Source organism: Serratia sp. BIGb0163 (genome assembly GCF_024809935.1).
Taxonomy (GTDB): domain Bacteria; phylum Pseudomonadota; class Gammaproteobacteria; order Enterobacterales; family Enterobacteriaceae; genus Serratia; species Serratia quinivorans.
Map to the genome: position 1 here is coordinate 261,069 of NZ_JANUDZ010000007.1, position 17,048 is coordinate 278,116.

The window sequence follows — 17,048 nt, forward strand, 5'->3', positions numbered from 1 at the left end:
GAATGTCTCGTGTTGCAAAAGCACCCGTCGTCATTCCTGCCGGCGTAGAGGTAAAACTCAACGGTCAGGTTATTTCGATTAAGGGTAAGAACGGCGAGCTGACTCGTACTGTCCACAACGCCGTTGAAGTGAAGCAAGAAGCTAACGCACTGACTTTCGCCCCGCGCGAAGGTTTTGCTAACGCATGGGCCCAAGCGGGTACTACGCGCGCTCTGCTGAACGCAATGGTTGTTGGTGTTACCGAAGGCTTCACCAAGAAGCTTCAACTGGTAGGTGTTGGTTATCGTGCTGCTGTTAAAGGCAACGTGGTGAATTTAGCCTTAGGCTTCTCTCACCCGGTCGATCACCAGCTGCCAGCAGGTATTACTGCTGAATGCCCAAGCCAAACTGAAATCGTGCTGAAAGGCGCTGATAAGCAGGTTATTGGCCAGGTTGCTGCAGATCTGCGTGCCTACCGCCGTCCTGAGCCTTACAAAGGCAAGGGTGTCCGTTACGCCGACGAAGTCGTGCGTACCAAAGAGGCTAAGAAGAAGTAAGGTAACACTATGGATAAGAAATCTGCTCGTATCCGTCGTGCGACCCGCGCACGCCGTAAGATCAAAGAACTGGGTGCAACCCGCCTGGTGGTACATCGTACCCCGCGTCACATTTACGCACAGGTAATTGCTCCAAATGGTTCTGAAGTACTGGTAGCTGCTTCTACTTTAGAAAAAGCTGTCACAGAGCAATTGAAGTATTCCGGTAACAAAGACGCAGCAGCAGCCGTAGGTAAAGCTCTGGCTGAGCGCGCGTTGGAAAAAGGGATCTCTAAAGTATCCTTTGACCGTTCCGGTTTCCAATATCATGGTCGAGTCCAGGCACTGGCAGATGCTGCCCGTGAAGCTGGCCTTCAGTTCTAAGGAAGAGGTTTAAGATGGCTCACATCGAAAAACAAGCTGGCGAACTGCAGGAAAAGCTGATCGCGGTAAACCGCGTATCTAAAACCGTAAAAGGTGGCCGTATTTTCAGCTTTACCGCACTGACAGTAGTTGGTGATGGTAACGGTCGCGTTGGTTTTGGCTACGGCAAAGCACGCGAAGTTCCGGCAGCGATCCAGAAAGCGATGGAAAAAGCCCGTCGCGCTATGATTAATGTTGCTTTGAATAGCGGTACTCTGCAGCACCCTGTTAAAGGTGCTCACACGGGTTCTCGCGTGTTCATGCAACCAGCTTCCGAAGGTACCGGTATCATCGCCGGTGGTGCAATGCGCGCCGTCCTGGAAGTTGCAGGGGTTCATAACGTATTAGCTAAAGCATATGGTTCTACTAACCCGATCAACGTGGTTCGTGCAACTATTGCTGCTTTGGAAGATATGAAATCCCCAGAAATGGTCGCTGCCAAGCGTGGTAAGTCCGTCGAAGAAATTCTAGGGAAATAACCATGGCAAAGACTATTAAAGTAACTCAAACAAAAAGCAGCATCGGCCGTTTGCCAAAGCACAAGGCAACCTTGCTCGGTTTAGGTCTGCGTCGTATTGGTCATACTGTAGAGCGTGAGGATACTCCTGCTGTACGTGGTATGGTCAACTTGGTTTCCTACATGGTTAAGGTTGAGGAGTAACAGATGCGTTTAAATACTCTGTCTCCGGCTGAAGGTGCCAAGCATGCGCCTAAGCGTGTAGGTCGTGGTATTGGTTCTGGCCTGGGTAAAACCGCTGGTCGTGGTCACAAAGGTCAGAACTCACGTTCTGGCGGTGGCGTACGTCGTGGTTTTGAAGGTGGTCAGATGCCTTTATATCGTCGTTTGCCGAAATTCGGCTTCACCTCTCGCAAAGCTATGATCACGGCAGAAGTTCGTCTGTCTGAACTGGCTCTTGTTGAAGGCGACGTAATCGACCTGAACACGCTGAAAGCCGCTAACGTTGTTGGTGTCCAGATCGAATTCGCGAAAGTTATGCTTTCTGGCGAAATCGCTCGTCCGGTTACCCTGCGTGGTCTGCGTGTCACCAAAGGCGCTCGTGCTGCTATCGAAGCTGCTGGCGGTAAAATTGAGGAATAAGTAGCAGATGGCTAAGCAACCAGGATTAGATTTTCAAAGTGCTAAAGGCGGGCTCGGCGAGCTGAAGCGCAGACTTTTGTTTGTAATCGGCGCGCTGATTGTCTTCCGTATCGGCTCTTTTATTCCGATTCCTGGTATCGATGCCACTGTGCTTGCCAAATTGCTCGAGCAGCAGAGAGGCACTATCATTGAAATGTTTAACATGTTCTCTGGTGGTGCCCTCAGCCGTGCTTCTATCTTTGCCCTGGGGATCATGCCGTATATTTCGGCGTCGATCATTATCCAGCTGTTAACGGTGGTTCATCCAGCGTTAGCAGAAATCAAGAAAGAAGGGGAGGCTGGCCGTCGCAAGATTAGTCAGTACACCCGTTACGGTACGCTGGTGTTGGCTATATTCCAGTCGATCGGTATTGCTACCGGTTTGCCGAATATGCCTGGTATGCAAGGTCTGGTGTTAAATCCAGGCTTTGCGTTCTACTTTACTGCAGTAGTGAGCTTGGTTACCGGGACAATGTTCCTGATGTGGCTGGGTGAACAGATTACTGAACGTGGTATCGGTAACGGTATCTCGATCATTATCTTTGCAGGCATTGTAGCGGGACTCCCGCCGGCTGTGGCCCATACTATCGAACAAGCCCGGCAAGGCGACCTGCACTTCCTCCTGTTGCTGTTGGTTGCAGTATTGGTGTTTGCAGTAACCTTCTTCGTTGTTTTCATCGAACGTGGTCAACGTCGTATCGTCGTTAACTATGCGAAACGTCAACAAGGTCGTCGTGTTTATGCAGCACAGAGCACACACTTACCGTTGAAAGTGAACATGGCAGGGGTTATCCCGGCAATCTTCGCTTCCAGCATTATTCTGTTCCCGGCCACGATTGCATCATGGTTTGGGGGCGGTACCGGTTGGAACTGGCTGACAACGATTTCGCTGTATTTGCAGCCAGGGCAACCGCTTTATGTGTTACTCTATGCGTCTGCAATCATCTTCTTCTGTTTCTTTTACACGGCGTTGGTTTTCAACCCGCGTGAGACAGCAGATAACCTGAAGAAGTCCGGTGCCTTCGTACCAGGAATTCGTCCGGGAGAGCAAACGGCGAAGTATATCGATAAAGTAATGACGCGTTTAACCCTGGTGGGCGCGATGTACATTACTTTCATCTGCCTGATCCCGGAGTTCATGCGTGATGCAATGAAAGTACCATTCTACTTTGGTGGTACCTCGCTACTGATCGTGGTTGTCGTCATCATGGACTTTATGGCTCAAGTGCAAACTCTGATGATGTCAAGTCAGTACGAGTCTGCATTGAAGAAAGCAAACCTGAAAGGCTATAACCGCTAACAGGTTCGTTTGAGAAGTTACGGAGAGTAAAAATGAAAGTTCGTGCTTCCGTCAAGAAATTATGTCGTAACTGCAAAATCGTTAAGCGTAACGGTGTCGTTCGTGTGATTTGCAGCGCCGAGCCGAAGCATAAACAGCGTCAAGGCTGATTATCTCGCATATTTTTCTTGCAAAGTTGGGTTGAGCTGGCTAGATTAGCCAGCCAATCTTTTGTATGTAGCTGCAACATTATTTGAGTATCCTGAAAACGGGCTTTTCAGAATGGTGTTGCCGTATAAAATAGTAGGAGTGCATAGTGGCCCGTATAGCAGGCATTAACATTCCTGATCATAAACATACCGTAATCGCCTTAACGTCGATCTTCGGAATCGGTAAAACCCGCTCACAGTCTATCTGTGCGTCTACGGGTATTGCTGAACATGTTAAGATCAGTGAGCTGTCTGAAGAGCAAATTGAACAGCTGCGTGAAGCAGTCGCCAAATTCACTGTAGAAGGTGATTTGCGTCGTGAAGTTACCCTGAGCATCAAGCGTCTGATGGATCTTGGTACTTACCGTGGTTTGCGTCATCGTCGTGGTCTGCCAGTTCGCGGTCAGCGTACTAAGACCAACGCACGTACCCGTAAGGGTCCGCGTAAACCAATCAAGAAATAATCAGGGTGATTGAATAATGGCAAAGGCACCTGTTCGTACACGTAAGCGTGTAAGAAAACAAGTCTCTGACGGCGTGGCTCATGTCCATGCGTCTTTCAACAACACCATTGTGACTATTACCGATCGTCAGGGTAATGCATTGGGTTGGGCAACTGCCGGTGGTTCTGGTTTCCGTGGTTCTCGTAAGTCAACTCCGTTTGCAGCTCAGGTTGCAGCCGAACGTTGTGCTGACGCAGTAAAAGAATACGGTATCAAGAATCTGGAAGTTATGGTTAAGGGACCGGGTCCAGGCCGCGAATCAACTATTCGTGCTCTGAACGCCGCTGGTTTCCGCATCACTAATATTACTGATGTGACTCCTATCCCTCACAACGGTTGTCGTCCGCCGAAAAAGCGCCGCGTATAACGTAAGCTTTTAGGTTTGTTGGAGAAAGAAAATGGCAAGATATTTGGGTCCTAAGCTCAAGCTTAGCCGCCGTGAGGGCACAGACTTGTTCCTGAAGTCTGGCGTTCGCGCGATCGATACCAAGTGTAAAATTGAGCAACCGCCTGGTCAACACGGTGCGCGTAAACCGCGTCTGTCTGACTATGGTGTACAGTTACGTGAGAAGCAAAAAGTTCGCCGTATGTACGGTGTTCTGGAGCGTCAATTCCGTAACTATTACAAAGAAGCAGCACGCCTGAAGGGCAACACCGGTGCAAACCTGTTGCAACTGCTGGAAGGTCGTTTGGACAACGTTGTTTACCGTATGGGCTTCGGCGCTACTCGTTCAGAGTCACGTCAGTTGGTTAGCCACAAAGCAATTATGGTAAATGGTCGCGTTGTTAACATCGCTTCTTATCAGGTATCTCCGAATGACGTAGTCAGCATCCGCGAGAAGGCTAAAAAGCAATCTCGTGTTAAAGCTTCTCTGGAGCTGGCTGAGCAGCGTGAAAAGCCGACCTGGCTTGAAGTTGATGCTGCTAAGATGGAAGGCGTGTTCAAGCGTATGCCTGAACGTACCGATCTGTCTGCGGACATTAACGAACACCTGATCGTCGAGCTTTACTCCAAGTAAGGCTTAGTACCAAAGAGAGGACACAATGCAGGGTTCTGTGACAGAGTTTCTAAAACCGCGCCTGGTAGATATCGAGCAAGTCAGTTCGACGCACGCCAAGGTGACCCTTGAGCCGTTAGAGCGTGGCTTTGGCCATACTCTCGGCAATGCACTGCGCCGTATTCTGCTTTCGTCTATGCCGGGTTGCGCGGTGACCGAGGTTGAGATTGATGGTGTACTGCATGAGTACAGCACCAAAGAAGGCGTACAGGAAGATATCCTGGAGATCCTGCTCAACCTGAAAGGGCTGGCGGTGAGAGTTCAAGGGAAAGATGAAGTTATCCTTACCCTGAATAAATCTGGCATTGGCCCTGTGACCGCTGCCGACATTACCCATGATGGTGATGTCGAAATCGTCAAGCCTCAGCACGTGATCTGCCACCTGACCGATGAAAACGCTGCTATCAGCATGCGTATCAAAGTTCAACGTGGTCGTGGTTATGTGCCGGCTTCTGCCCGAATTCATTCGGAAGAAGATGAGCGCCCGATCGGTCGTCTGTTGGTTGACGCCTGCTATAGCCCTGTAGAGCGTATTGCCTACAATGTTGAAGCAGCGCGTGTAGAACAGCGTACTGACCTGGACAAGCTGGTCATCGAAATGGAAACCAATGGCACGATCGATCCTGAAGAGGCGATCCGCCGTGCGGCTACCATCCTGGCTGAACAACTTGAAGCTTTTGTTGACTTACGTGATGTTCGTCAACCAGAAGTTAAAGAAGAGAAACCAGAATTCGATCCGATTCTGCTGCGCCCTGTTGACGATCTGGAATTGACTGTCCGCTCTGCTAACTGCCTTAAGGCAGAAGCTATCCACTACATCGGTGATCTGGTACAGCGTACCGAGGTTGAGTTGCTGAAAACGCCGAACCTGGGTAAAAAATCTCTTACTGAGATTAAAGACGTGCTGGCCTCCCGTGGACTGTCACTGGGCATGCGCCTGGAAAACTGGCCACCGGCAAGCATTGCTGACGAGTAACCGGATCACAGGTTAAGGTTTTACTGAGAAGGATAAGGTCATGCGCCATCGTAAGAGTGGTCGTCAACTGAACCGTAACAGCAGCCATCGCCAGGCTATGTTCCGTAACATGGCCGGCTCTTTGGTTCGTCATGAGATCATCAAGACGACCTTGCCAAAAGCAAAAGAGCTGCGTCGCGTTGTTGAGCCGCTGATTACTCTTGCCAAGACCGACAGCGTAGCTAATCGTCGTCTGGCATTCGCCCGTACTCGTGATAACGAGATCGTGGCAAAACTGTTTAACGAGCTGGGCCCGCGTTTCGCGAGCCGTGCCGGTGGTTACACTCGCATTCTGAAGTGTGGCTTCCGCGCAGGCGACAATGCGCCGATGGCATACATCGAGCTGGTTGATCGTGCTGAGTCTCAAGCAGAAGTAGCAACTGCAGAGTAATCTGTGGACGCGTGAAAAAACCGGGCTTGCCCGGTTTTTTTACGTCTATCGTCAGCCAAACGTGCGTTCTTTCCCCGCTAGACTTAAGATCCCCGTCTCTATCCGCTATGCTAACGCTATTAACATGAGTACCGATTTCTTGCATGGTGAATATCAACGTGCACTGAGTGGAAAATTTTCACCGGAGAAAGAGTGATGCTTAAAATTGGCCAACTGGCAAAGCTTGCTGACGTGACCCCTGACACCGTGCGTTACTACGAGAAGCAGGGAATGATGGATCATAACATCCGTACCGAGGGCGGTTATCGGTTGTATAGCCAGCAAGACTTGCAGCGGCTACGTTTTATCCGTTATGCCAAACAACTCGGTTTTACATTGGAAACCATTGCTGAACTATTATCTATCCGGGTTGACCCTGTACATCATACCTGTCGGGAGTCGAAGTCGATCGTCGATGCGCGGCTCAGTGAAGTAGAGAATAAGCTTAAAGAGCTGACTCGGATGCGTGAGTCGCTAAAGCGCCTCAGCGATGCTTGCTGCGGTAGCGCGCATACCAGCAATTATTGCTCGATTTTGGAAGCGCTAGAACAGGGTGCCAGTGATGAAAAGGCAAAAAAAGATGCCTGAAAGGGCTGGCGGCTCTTTAATTTTTACACGGGCAGCAGTATTATCGCCGTGATTTATATCCATACATAAACAAGGAGAATTACCATGACTAAATACCGTCATACCAAAGGCCAGATACAGGACAATGCCATTGAGGCACTGTTGCACGATCCGTTATTCCGCCAAAGGATTGAGAAAAATACCAAAGGGAAAGGCAGCTACCGGCGTAAAGACAAACACGCAAAAGGCGGTAACTGGGAGGCCAGTGGTAAACTATCAAAGGATAATTTACCACTGGCCTTCTGGTTTTAAGGCATTAAAAAAGCCATCTGAATAAGATGGCTTTTTAGTAATCCCAGATAAACTATTTTATAGTTTTGGCTGTTGCTGTTGGCTCAGTAAATCGCGAATTTCAGTCAGCAATTTTTCTTCTGCAGTTGGCGCAGGCGGCGCTGCTGGCGCTTCTTCCTGTTTACGGCGTACTTTATTCATTAATTTAATTGCCAGGAAAATAGCGAAGGCAACAATCACGAAATCGAAAATGGTTTGGATGAATGAACCGTAGTTCATCACTACTGCAGGAACCGCGCCTTGAGCTTCGCGCAATACCAGGTGGAATTGTTTGAAATCAACACCACCGATCAGCAAGCCTAGCGGTGGCATGATGATATCTGCAACGAAAGACGATACGATCTTACCAAACGCCGCACCAATAATTACACCCACTGCCAAATCAACCACGTTGCCACGCATGGCAAATTCGCGGAACTCTTTCATCATACTCATAGAACGCACCCCTTGCAGAATTTAATAACTCAAGTTTAACAAAGCAATTTCCCTTTGCCACAAAAGGAGCGAAAAGTTTTATCTCTTTCTATGGCAGAGAACAACCTCGCAATTATAGACCATTCATTACTACATTTGTTCTACAGGAAGAAAGGACTTGGCTGGAACAGCCGCTCAACGTCAGGAACGAACTTTTTATCGGTTATAAACATAATGACGTGATCGCCCTGTTCGATTTTGCTGTTACCGTTGGCAATAATAACGTCATCACCGCGCACAATGGCGCCAATAGTAGTACCTGGCGGCAATTTAATATTTTCAACGGTGCGGCCGACCACTTTTGAAGTACTTTCGTCGCCGTGCGCAATGGCTTCGATGGCTTCCGCGACGCCGCGACGGAGTGAGGAAACGCTGACGATATCTGCTTTCCGCACGTGGCCCAACAGCGCTGAAATGGTGGCTTGTTGTGGAGAAATTGCAATGTCGATGACGCTGCCTTGTACCAGGTCAACATAGGCACGACGCTGAATCAGCACCATTACCTTTTTGGCCCCCATACGTTTGGCGAGCATGGCGGACATGATATTTGCTTCGTCATCGTTGGTGATGGCGATAAAAACATCCACCTGATCAACATGTTCTTCTGCCAGCAGCTCCTGGTCAGAAGCATCACCATAAAATACGATGGTGTCATGCAGTTGTTCGGCCAGCTCTGCGGCACGTTGCTGATTACGTTCAATCAGCTTCACGTTGTAAGATTTCTCCAACCTTTGCGCCAGGCCTGCGCCGACGTTGCCACCGCCAACAATCATGATGCGTTTATAGGGCTTTTCCAGTCGTTGCAACTCACTCATTACCGCACGGATATGCTGTGATGCAGCTACAAAGAACACTTCATCGCCAGCCTCGATAATGGTGGAGCCCTGCGGACGAATCGGTCGATCCTGACGGAAGATAGCGGCGACGCGAGTATCAATATGCGGCATATGCTCGCGCATTGAAGACAAGGCATTACCCACCAACGGCCCACCGTAGTAGGCTTTTACCGCGGCAATGCTGACCTTGCCCTCTGCAAAGTTGACCACCTGCAGCGCACCCGGATACTCAATCAATTTATAGATGTAGTCGATAACCAGCTGTTCTGGTGAGATCAGGTGGTCGATGGGTACCGCTTCAGGGTGAAACAGCTTCTCTGACTCGCGGATATATTCTGGCGCACGGATACGGGCGATTCGGTTAGGTGTATTAAACAGTGAGTAGGCAATCTGACAGGCAATCATGTTGGTTTCGTCCGAATTAGTGACGGCAACCAGCATATCGGCATCTTCCGCCCCCGCTTCCCGGAGTACACGTGGATGAGAGCCGTAGCCCTGAACGACCCGCAGGTCGAACTTATCCTGTAACTGACGCAGGCGGCCGGAATCGGTATCCACGACGGTAATATCGTTATTTTCACCCACCAGGTTTTCTGCCAGTGTCCCGCCAACCTGACCCGCGCCAAGAATAATTATTTTCATTCGCTTCTCTGCTTCACACTGAAACCGCTGAAGATTATCTGAAAGGGCGCAACAGCCGCGCCCAGAGTACTGAACAGCTACATTTTAATCAGCTTAGCGTAAAAGAAGCCATCCCCATCCTCTGGATGCGGAAGATTCTGTCGGCCAGGCTGCTGCTGGTTGCCGGTCTCAACCAGACGGGCATCGGCATGACGCTGGAGGAAGGCGCTAACCTGCTCAGCATTTTCTGCCGGCAAGATGGAGCAGGTGGCATACACCATCACTCCTCCGCTTTTGAGATGCGGCCAGATGGCCTCAATAATCTCGGCCTGCAGTGCGGCCAGTTCAGCGATATCACTGTCGCGTCGCAACCATTTAATATCTGGGTGACGGCGGATCACACCGGTGGCAGAGCAAGGAGCATCCAGCAAAATGCGATCGAATTGCTTGTCGCCGCACCATTGTTGCGGAGTGCGGCCATCGCCTTGCTTTACTTCGGCGTGTAAACGCAGACGTTGCAGGTTTTCTTTGACCCGCTTCAGGCGCTGTTCATCGATATCGACGGCCATCACATGGGCTTTGGGTGCCGCCTCTAAAATATGGGTAGTTTTTCCACCGGGAGCCGCACACAAATCGAGGATCTGTTCCCCGTCTTGCGGATCCAGCAGATCGACACAGCCCTGCGCGGAGGCATCCTGCACGGTGACCCAGCCGTCGGCAAAGCCTGGCAGGTCGGTAACGGCGCAGGGTGCCAGCAAACGTACCGCATCGCGATATTCGGCATGAGGTTCCGCGGCAATGCCCGCCTGTTCCATCAACTGCAAGTAGTCTTCGCGAGTATGATGCAAACGGTTGACGCGCAGCCACATTGGCGGCTTCTGATTATTGGCATCGATGATCTGCTCCCACTGTGCGGGATAGGCCTGCTGGATACGTTTCAACAGCCAGCTCGGGTGCAGATAGCTGCTGTCATTATTGGCAGCACGTTGCAGTAATTCTTCCTGCTGGCGTTGGAACTGGCGCAATACGCCGTTGATCAGGCCCTTAAGCTGCGGGCGTTTCAGCGCTACTGCGCCTTCTACGGTTTCCGCCAGCACCGCATGAGCGGGGATACGGGTATACAGCAGTTGGTATAAGCCGACCATCAACAAATAGTGCAGCGTGCGCTGCTTGCCGGTCATTGGCTTGGCCATTAATTGTTGAATACACCATTCCAACTGTGGCAGGACGCGCAGGGTGCCAAAGCACAGTTCCTGCAGCAGAGCACGATCCTTGTCAGAAATGGTTTTTTGCAGTGACGGCAGGACAGTACTGAGTGACTGGCCCTGATCCAACACCTGACCGATGGCAATGGCTGCGATGCTGCGGAGATTGTAATTGTTTTTCATAGGCTAAAGCTGATAACGATCGGCATTAAGAAAGAAACAGCCCGGCGATTATTGGCCGGGCAGTGGGGGCGGTTTATAACCGGTTGCCCGGCGTAAACCATTCACGACGTGAGTTCAGCAAATCCTGAGCAGACATGGGTTTTTTGCCTGCCGGCTGCAGTTGAGTCAGGTTAAGAATGCCTTCGGCGGTCGCCACCTGAATACCGTGCTTGTCGGCATGGATGATGGTGCCAGGTTCTGCATCCGCATTTTGTGCCAGCACCGTTGCCTGCCACACTTTCACCGGTTGATCGTCAATGGTGAAGTAACTGACTGGCCACGGGTTGAAGGCACGAACGCAGCGTTCAAGCTGCACGGCGGGCAGGTTCCAGTCCAGGCGGGCTTCTTCTTTGCTCAGCTTTTCGGCATAGGTGACCAGCGATTCATCCTGCACTTCACGTTTCGCCGTACCTGCAGCCATCTGCTGCAACGTGGTCAGCATGCCCTGCGGGCCGAGCTGCGCCAGTTTATCGTACAGGCTGGCGCTGGTGTCATCGGCTTCGATCGGGCAGGCAATCTTGTGCATCATATCGCCGGTGTCCAAACCCACGTCCATCTGCATGATGGTAACGCCGGTTTCATGATCGCCGGCCCACAGTGAACGTTGGATCGGTGCGGCTCCACGCCAGCGAGGCAGCAGTGAACCATGGACGTTAATGCAACCGAGTCGCGGCATATCCAACACCGCTTTGGGCAGAATCAGACCATAAGCCACGACCACCATGACATCGGCGTTGAGATCGGCAACCAGGTGCTGATTCTCTTCCGGGCGCAGTGATTTGGGCTGAAACACCGGTAAATGGTGCTGCTCGGCCAGAACCTTGACTGGGCTGGGCGTCAGCTTATTGCCGCGACCCGCAGGGCGGTCGGGTTGAGTGAAAACCCCGACAATCTGGTGCCCAGATGACAACAGCGCGTCAAGATGACGCGCTGCGAAGTCTGGAGTTCCGGCGAAAATAATCCGTAAAGAGTCAGACACGTTGATTTCCTGATCGGTTAGGCGCGGGCGTTAAGCTTGGCCATTTTTTCCAGTTTCTGACGGATACGCTGGCGCTTGAGTGGCGACAGGTAATCGACGAACAGCTTGCCTACCAGGTGGTCCATCTCGTGCTGGATACAGATGGCCAACAGGTCGTCGGCTTCCAGCTCAAAAGGTTTGCCGTCACGGTCCAGCGCTCTGATTTTCACAGCAGCGGCACGCGGGACTAAAGCTCGTTGTTCAGGAATGGAAAGGCAGCCTTCCTCAATCCCGGTTTCACCGCTTTTTTCCAGCAGTTCCGGGTTGATCAGCACCAGGCGCTGATCGCGGTTCTCAGAAACGTCAATGACGATAATGCGCTGATGGATATCCACCTGTGTCGCAGCCAGGCCAATGCCTTCCTCTGCGTACATGGTTTCAAACATATCATCCACGATGCGCTGGATATTCGCATTGACTTCTTTTACCGGGGCCGCGACTTTGCGCAGCCGGTCATCTGGGTAATGTAATACCTGCAATACTGACATATATCTTGAGATCTGTATCCGAGTGATAAACGAGGTTTAGCTTCTATTCTAGACATTTCCCAGCCTGATTGACAGCATTGCGCACCAATTGCTCGAATTGGTAATACCACCATTTTCTGCGAGGGAACAGGCGATGCAGGCACAGGAAATCGGCTTACGGATGCGTGGGGTCACCGGGCTGGGGGCGGCGCAGGCCAGCCAGATAATACGGCAGATGGTGGCGACGGGAGGAGAGCCTTATCTCCTGTTACGGGAATTGGGGTTGAATGACCGACAGCAGGCCCAGTTTCGTCAGGCCGATCCGCGCTATCTGGCGGCTACGCTTGCCTGGTTGGAACAGCCCGGCAACTTGATGTGGGTCTACGGTGAGGTTGGTTACCCAGAACTATTGCTCCCTATCGATGATGCTCCGCTGTTGCTGCTGGTAAAGGGGAATCCGGCTGCTGCGCAGCAGCCGCAAATCGCCATGGTAGGTAGCCGTCAGTTTAGTCATTACGGTGAACACTGGGCTAATTACTTTGCCACCGGATTAGTGCACTGCGGGTTTACCATCACCAGTGGGCTGGCGCTTGGCATTGACAGTATTTGCCACCGCGCGGCGCTGGCGGCGGAAGGAGGAACGGTCGCCGTATTAGGCAGCGGCTTGGATAACATCTATCCGCGCCGACATCGCCGTCTGGCAGAACGAATTGTCGAGAACGGTGGGGCGTTGATCTCTGAATATCTGGTCACCGATCTGCCGATGCCGGATCATTTTCCTCGTCGTAACCGTATCATTAGTGGGTTGAGTCTGGGTGTGGTGGTGATTGAAGCCTCTTTGCGCAGTGGAACGCTGATTACCGCGCGTTATGCGCTGGAGCAGGGGCGTGAAGTGTTCGCTTTACCTGGGGCGCTGGGCAACCCGATGAGCGAGGGCACGCATTGGTTGATCCAACAGGGAGCCTATCTGGTAACTGGCCCGAAAGAGATCGCTGAACAACTGGGAAGTGGGCTGCATTGGCTGTCACTGAACGAAAATACAACTATTTGTGCGTCAGAGGCCGAAGTTGAATTGCCATTTGCCGATGTGTTGGCTAACGTAGGAGATGAGGTGACACCTGTTGACGTCGTCGCTGAACGTGCCGGCCAACCTGTGCCAGAGGTGGTAATCAAATTACTCGATCTGGAGTTAGCAGGGTGGATCGCAGCTGTACCCGGCGGCTATGTCCGAATAAGGAGGGCAGGCCATGTTCGACGTACTGATGTACTTGTTTGAAACTTATATCCACAATGAACCAGAGATGCGCGTCGATCAGGATCAACTGACTGATGATCTCGCTCAGGCGGGGTTTCATCGGGATGATATCTACAACGCGTTGAATTGGCTTGAAAAACTCGCCGACCTGCAGGAAGGCGAAAATGCGCCGTATTTTATGGATGCCGATCCGCTGGCAATGCGGATTTACACCGAAGAAGAAGGCGTGCGTTTGGATGCCAGTTGCCGTGGTTTCCTCCTGTTCCTGGAGCAGATTCAGGTATTGAACCTCGAAACCCGTGAAATGGTTATCGATCGTGTTATGGCTTTGGATAACACGGAATTCGATCTCGAAGATCTGAAATGGGTGGTGCTGATGGTGCTGTTTAATATTCCCGGATATGAAAGTGCCTATCAGCAAATGGAAGAACTGTTGTTTGAAGTAAACGAAGGTTATCTGCACTGAGCCGATAACATGCATAGAAGAAGTTATGACAAAAGCCGCGATTTTTGCCGCCAGGCAAAATGAACCCTGTCCGGAATGCGGGGCCGAGCTGGTGATCCGCAGTGGTCGCCACGGCCCCTTCCTCGGCTGTACCCGTTACCCTGAATGCCAACATATCCGGCCGCTGAAAGCGCAGGCCGATGGCCATATCGTCAAAATGCTGGATGGACAGGAATGTCCAAAATGCCAGGCGACGCTGGCCTTGCGCCAGGGACGTTACGGCATGTTTATCGCTTGCAGTAACTACCCGGAGTGCGACCACACCGAGGTTATCGATAAACCTGACGAAACCAGTATCAGCTGTCCGCAGTGCGAACAGGGCAAATTGCTGCAGCGGAAATCGCGCTATGGCAAAGTGTTCCACTCATGCGATCGCTACCCGGAATGCCAGTTTGTTCTCAATTTCAAACCCGTTGCCGGTGAGTGTGAGTACTGCCACTATCCGTTGCTGATGGAAAAGCGCACGGCGAAAGGTCCAACCCTTTGCTGTGCCAGTAAACTTTGCGGGAAACCCGTAGTAACCACAGAATAATGACATCATGAGCTCAGAATCCACAGCCATCTTCACGCCAATTATTGACGCACTGCATAATCAACAGGTCATTGCCTATCCGACCGAGGCGGTGTTTGGCCTGGGTTGCGATCCCGACAGCGAGCAGGCGGTTAATGCCTTATTGGCACTGAAACAGCGCCCATGGGAAAAAGGATTGATCCTGATTGCAGCGGATTACGCACAGTTAACACCTTATATAGATGACACCGCGTTGAACAAACAGCAACGCGCTACGATGTTTGCCAGCTGGCCGGGGCCGGTGACCTGGGTGATCCCTGCCCGGTCGGAAACCTCGCGTTTGCTGACCGGCCGTTTCAATTCGTTGGCGGTACGTGTTAGCGATCATCCGTTGGTACAGCAACTTTGTCGGCAGTTTGGCAAACCGCTGGTATCGACCAGCGCCAATCTCAGCGGGCAAGAGCCTTGCCGTAGTGCCGATGAAGTGCAGCAGCAGTTTGGTGCCGCTTTCCCGGTGCTGGCCGGTAGCGTCGGTGGCCGTCTTAATCCTTCCGAAATCAGAGATGTCCTGACCGGTGAGCAGATCCGTCAAGGCTAGAGGCAACGTGCATGGAGAAGTTTGCAGTATTCGGTAACCCTATCGGCCACAGCAAGTCACCGCGTATTCATGCGCTATTTGCCGCGCAAACAGGGATAGAACATCCCTATGGCACTGTGCTGGCGCCACTGGATGGTTTCGAAACCACTTTGCAGACGTTCATTCAGGCGGGTGGCAAGGGAGCGAACGTCACGGTCCCTTTTAAAGAAAATGCTTATGAAGCGGCGACCGAACTGAGTCAACGAGCCTCGCTGGCCGGTGCGGTAAATACCTTGAAGATACTGCCAGACGGTGGGTTACTGGGTGACAACACTGACGGGATCGGCCTGCTGACCGATCTTGAACGTCAGGGGTTGATCCAACCCAAGGATCGTATCCTGTTGGTGGGGGCTGGTGGCGCGGCACGTGGCGCTATCTTGCCGCTACTGTCTTTTGGTTGTGAAGTGGTGATCACCAACCGTACTTTTAGCCGTGCGCAGACATTGGCGCAGGTGTTCCAGCATCTGGGTGAAATATCCGCGTTACCCCTGGATCAACTTGATCAACAGCGGTTTGATTTAGTGATTAACGCTACGGCATCCGGTATCAGCGGTGACATCCCGGCGCTACCGGTTGGTACGGTCAATGGCCATACGCGTTGTTATGACATGTTTTATCAGCAGGGATTAACTCCGTTTCTGGCCTGGGCGCAGCAACAGGGTGCCACAGAATATGCCGACGGTTTAGGGATGCTGGTGGGGCAGGCCGCGCATGCGTTCCTGCTGTGGCATGGTGTGATGCCGGAGATCGAACCGGTATTACGCCAGCTGCGTCACGAACTGGCAGTGTAACTCTGAGCCCGTTCCCCTGAGCGGGAACGGGCGCCTGTCAGATATCCTCTGACAAATATTCGTCTTTCCAACGTACATAGTTAGTAGAAGAGTAAAGCAACCCTTCCCGTTCCGCAGCGGTCAATGGGCGAACCTGGCGTGCCGGGCTGCCCATATAGAGATAACCACTCTCCAGGCGTTTACCCGGTGCAACCAGGCTGCCGGCACCAATCATCACATCATCTTCTATTACTGCACCATCCAACAGGATCGATCCCATACCTACCAGCACCCGATTGCCAATCGCGCAGCCATGCAACATGGCCTTGTGCCCAACAGTAACGTCTTCACCGATCAATAATGGGTAACCCTCAGGGTTATATTCAGACTTATGGGTTACGTGTAACACGCTGCCATCCTGAATATTGCTGCGTGCACCGATTTTTACTGCGTTCACATCTCCGCGGATAGCAACCAACGGCCAGATACTGACGTCATCGGCCAGCTCAACGTTACCGATCACTACACTGGAAGGGTCGATCATGACGCGCAGGCCCAGTTTAGGAGAGTAATGAAGATAAGAACGTACTGCATCAGACATGGTAATAGCCTCGCATCGGGATCATATTTACCGGCAATACTAGACGTTGGCGGTGGAATTACAACCAACTGAAGTGATGGATCCTGCGGAAAACGGCCCTGATCGCGCAAGATCCACCCGAAAGGGCCGAAAAGTGTGCAAACAGTAAGAAAAGATCAAAAAAGGGGTTGTGCAAAAAACTCGGTTCCCTATAATGCGCCTCCATCGACACGGCGCAAGTGATTCACTTCACATAGCGGCCGGGAAGAAAGAGAAAAAATCCTGAAAATTAGGGGTTGACTCTGAAAGAGGAAAGCGTAATATACGCCACCTCGAGATAGCAAGCTACGGCGGCTAACTCACTGCTCTTTAACAATTTATCAGACAATCTGTGTGGGCACTCCACAAGACGATATCCAGAACCTTCGGGTTCGAAAAAATATCAAGTCTTGAAGAGTG

General features: G+C 51.6%; 25 protein-coding genes. 19 read left to right on the top strand and 6 right to left on the bottom strand.

The window, feature by feature from the left end; genetic code table 11:
- Positions 1–2 precede the first annotated feature (2 nt).
- The 14 genes from rplF (at position 3) to M2406_RS21615 (ending at position 7,449) form a co-directional block, all read left to right on the top strand.
- Entirely contained in the window at positions 3–536 is a 534-nt protein-coding gene (rplF, locus tag M2406_RS21550) for a 50S ribosomal protein L6 (protein WP_012147217.1), read from the top strand.
- Between the two features lie 9 nt (positions 537–545).
- Complete coding sequence (gene rplR, locus M2406_RS21555; protein WP_012147216.1) at positions 546–899, top strand: 50S ribosomal protein L18; 354 nt, start codon at positions 546–548, stop codon at positions 897–899.
- A gap of 14 nt (positions 900–913) precedes the next feature.
- Positions 914–1,417 (top strand): 30S ribosomal protein S5, encoded by a 504-nt coding sequence (rpsE, locus tag M2406_RS21560; protein WP_004951140.1) that lies wholly within the window; start codon positions 914–916, stop codon positions 1,415–1,417.
- Between the two features lie 2 nt (positions 1,418–1,419).
- Positions 1,420–1,599, top strand: a complete 180-nt coding sequence (gene rpmD / locus M2406_RS21565) for a 50S ribosomal protein L30 (RefSeq protein WP_012147215.1) — start codon at positions 1,420–1,422, stop codon at positions 1,597–1,599.
- Between the two features lie 3 nt (positions 1,600–1,602).
- On the top strand, positions 1,603–2,037 hold the full coding sequence (gene rplO / locus M2406_RS21570; RefSeq protein ID WP_012147214.1) for a 50S ribosomal protein L15: 435 nt from the start codon (positions 1,603–1,605) through the stop codon (positions 2,035–2,037).
- A gap of 7 nt (positions 2,038–2,044) precedes the next feature.
- A complete protein-coding gene (gene secY, locus M2406_RS21575) occupies positions 2,045–3,376 on the top strand; it encodes a preprotein translocase subunit SecY (protein ID WP_004929740.1) in 1,332 nt (443 codons plus the stop codon).
- Positions 3,377–3,408: 32 nt separating this feature from the next.
- Positions 3,409–3,525, top strand: coding sequence for a 50S ribosomal protein L36 (gene rpmJ, locus M2406_RS21580; RefSeq protein WP_002227352.1), 117 nt, complete (start codon positions 3,409–3,411; stop codon positions 3,523–3,525).
- A gap of 146 nt (positions 3,526–3,671) precedes the next feature.
- Positions 3,672–4,028 (top strand): 30S ribosomal protein S13, encoded by a 357-nt coding sequence (rpsM, locus tag M2406_RS21585; RefSeq protein ID WP_012147213.1) that lies wholly within the window; start codon positions 3,672–3,674, stop codon positions 4,026–4,028.
- A 16-nt stretch (positions 4,029–4,044) separates the two neighbouring features.
- Complete coding sequence (gene rpsK / locus M2406_RS21590; protein WP_004951128.1) at positions 4,045–4,434, top strand: 30S ribosomal protein S11; 390 nt, start codon at positions 4,045–4,047, stop codon at positions 4,432–4,434.
- Positions 4,435–4,465: 31 nt separating this feature from the next.
- Positions 4,466–5,086, top strand: coding sequence for a 30S ribosomal protein S4 (gene rpsD, locus M2406_RS21595; protein WP_012147212.1), 621 nt, complete (start codon positions 4,466–4,468; stop codon positions 5,084–5,086).
- Positions 5,087–5,111: 25 nt separating this feature from the next.
- Positions 5,112–6,101: a DNA-directed RNA polymerase subunit alpha gene (locus M2406_RS21600; RefSeq protein ID WP_002919219.1), complete on the top strand. Its 990-nt coding sequence runs from the start codon at positions 5,112–5,114 to the stop codon at positions 6,099–6,101.
- A 40-nt stretch (positions 6,102–6,141) separates the two neighbouring features.
- On the top strand, positions 6,142–6,531 hold the full coding sequence (gene rplQ / locus M2406_RS21605; protein ID WP_004929726.1) for a 50S ribosomal protein L17: 390 nt from the start codon (positions 6,142–6,144) through the stop codon (positions 6,529–6,531).
- A 195-nt stretch (positions 6,532–6,726) separates the two neighbouring features.
- The gene (gene zntR / locus M2406_RS21610; RefSeq protein ID WP_012147211.1) at positions 6,727–7,158 is read left to right on the top strand and encodes a Zn(2+)-responsive transcriptional regulator; all 432 of its coding nucleotides are present in this window, start codon (positions 6,727–6,729) and stop codon (positions 7,156–7,158) included.
- Positions 7,159–7,242: 84 nt separating this feature from the next.
- Positions 7,243–7,449 (top strand): alternative ribosome-rescue factor A, encoded by a 207-nt coding sequence (locus tag M2406_RS21615; RefSeq protein WP_012147210.1) that lies wholly within the window; start codon positions 7,243–7,245, stop codon positions 7,447–7,449.
- Between the two features lie 57 nt (positions 7,450–7,506).
- On the opposite strand, the gene mscL is transcribed toward M2406_RS21615, so the two are convergent.
- The 5 genes from mscL to def all read right to left on the bottom strand — a co-directional run bounded on the left by mscL (position 7,507) and on the right by def (position 12,352).
- The gene (gene mscL, locus M2406_RS21620) at positions 7,507–7,923 is read right to left on the bottom strand and encodes a large-conductance mechanosensitive channel protein MscL (protein ID WP_012147209.1); all 417 of its coding nucleotides are present in this window, start codon (positions 7,921–7,923) and stop codon (positions 7,507–7,509) included.
- Between the two features lie 140 nt (positions 7,924–8,063).
- Positions 8,064–9,440, bottom strand: a complete 1,377-nt coding sequence (gene trkA, locus M2406_RS21625) for a Trk system potassium transporter TrkA (RefSeq protein ID WP_012147208.1) — start codon at positions 9,438–9,440, stop codon at positions 8,064–8,066.
- 77 nt (positions 9,441–9,517) lie between these two features.
- On the bottom strand, positions 9,518–10,807 hold the full coding sequence (gene rsmB / locus M2406_RS21630; protein ID WP_112363681.1) for a 16S rRNA (cytosine(967)-C(5))-methyltransferase RsmB: 1,290 nt from the start codon (positions 10,805–10,807) through the stop codon (positions 9,518–9,520).
- A 73-nt stretch (positions 10,808–10,880) separates the two neighbouring features.
- Positions 10,881–11,825 (bottom strand): methionyl-tRNA formyltransferase, encoded by a 945-nt coding sequence (gene fmt / locus M2406_RS21635; protein ID WP_012147206.1) that lies wholly within the window; start codon positions 11,823–11,825, stop codon positions 10,881–10,883.
- Between the two features lie 17 nt (positions 11,826–11,842).
- Entirely contained in the window at positions 11,843–12,352 is a 510-nt protein-coding gene (gene def, locus M2406_RS21640; RefSeq protein ID WP_012147205.1) for a peptide deformylase, read from the bottom strand.
- A 133-nt stretch (positions 12,353–12,485) separates the two neighbouring features.
- Here def and dprA point away from each other — a divergent pair, with 133 nt between their 5' ends.
- From dprA to aroE, 5 genes are read left to right on the top strand one after another with little or no spacing between them, the layout of a single operon-like run.
- Complete coding sequence (dprA, locus tag M2406_RS21645; protein WP_259191337.1) at positions 12,486–13,607, top strand: DNA-protecting protein DprA; 1,122 nt, start codon at positions 12,486–12,488, stop codon at positions 13,605–13,607.
- Positions 13,579–14,052 carry a DUF494 family protein Smg gene (smg, locus tag M2406_RS21650; protein WP_012147203.1) on the top strand — a complete coding sequence of 158 codons (474 nt, stop codon included), beginning with the start codon at positions 13,579–13,581 and terminating at the stop codon, positions 14,050–14,052. The genes dprA and smg overlap by 29 nt, the downstream gene beginning before the upstream one ends.
- A gap of 25 nt (positions 14,053–14,077) precedes the next feature.
- On the top strand, positions 14,078–14,623 hold the full coding sequence (locus M2406_RS21655) for a type I DNA topoisomerase (RefSeq protein ID WP_012147202.1): 546 nt from the start codon (positions 14,078–14,080) through the stop codon (positions 14,621–14,623).
- Positions 14,624–14,630: 7 nt separating this feature from the next.
- Complete coding sequence (tsaC, locus tag M2406_RS21660) at positions 14,631–15,200, top strand: L-threonylcarbamoyladenylate synthase type 1 TsaC (RefSeq protein ID WP_259191338.1); 570 nt, start codon at positions 14,631–14,633, stop codon at positions 15,198–15,200.
- A gap of 11 nt (positions 15,201–15,211) precedes the next feature.
- Positions 15,212–16,030, top strand: a complete 819-nt coding sequence (aroE, locus tag M2406_RS21665) for a shikimate dehydrogenase (protein WP_012147200.1) — start codon at positions 15,212–15,214, stop codon at positions 16,028–16,030.
- 37 nt (positions 16,031–16,067) lie between these two features.
- Here aroE and M2406_RS21670 read toward each other — a convergent pair whose 3' ends face one another.
- Positions 16,068–16,610: a gamma carbonic anhydrase family protein gene (locus M2406_RS21670; protein WP_012147199.1), complete on the bottom strand. Its 543-nt coding sequence runs from the start codon at positions 16,608–16,610 to the stop codon at positions 16,068–16,070.
- Between the last annotated feature and the right edge of the window lie 438 nt (positions 16,611–17,048).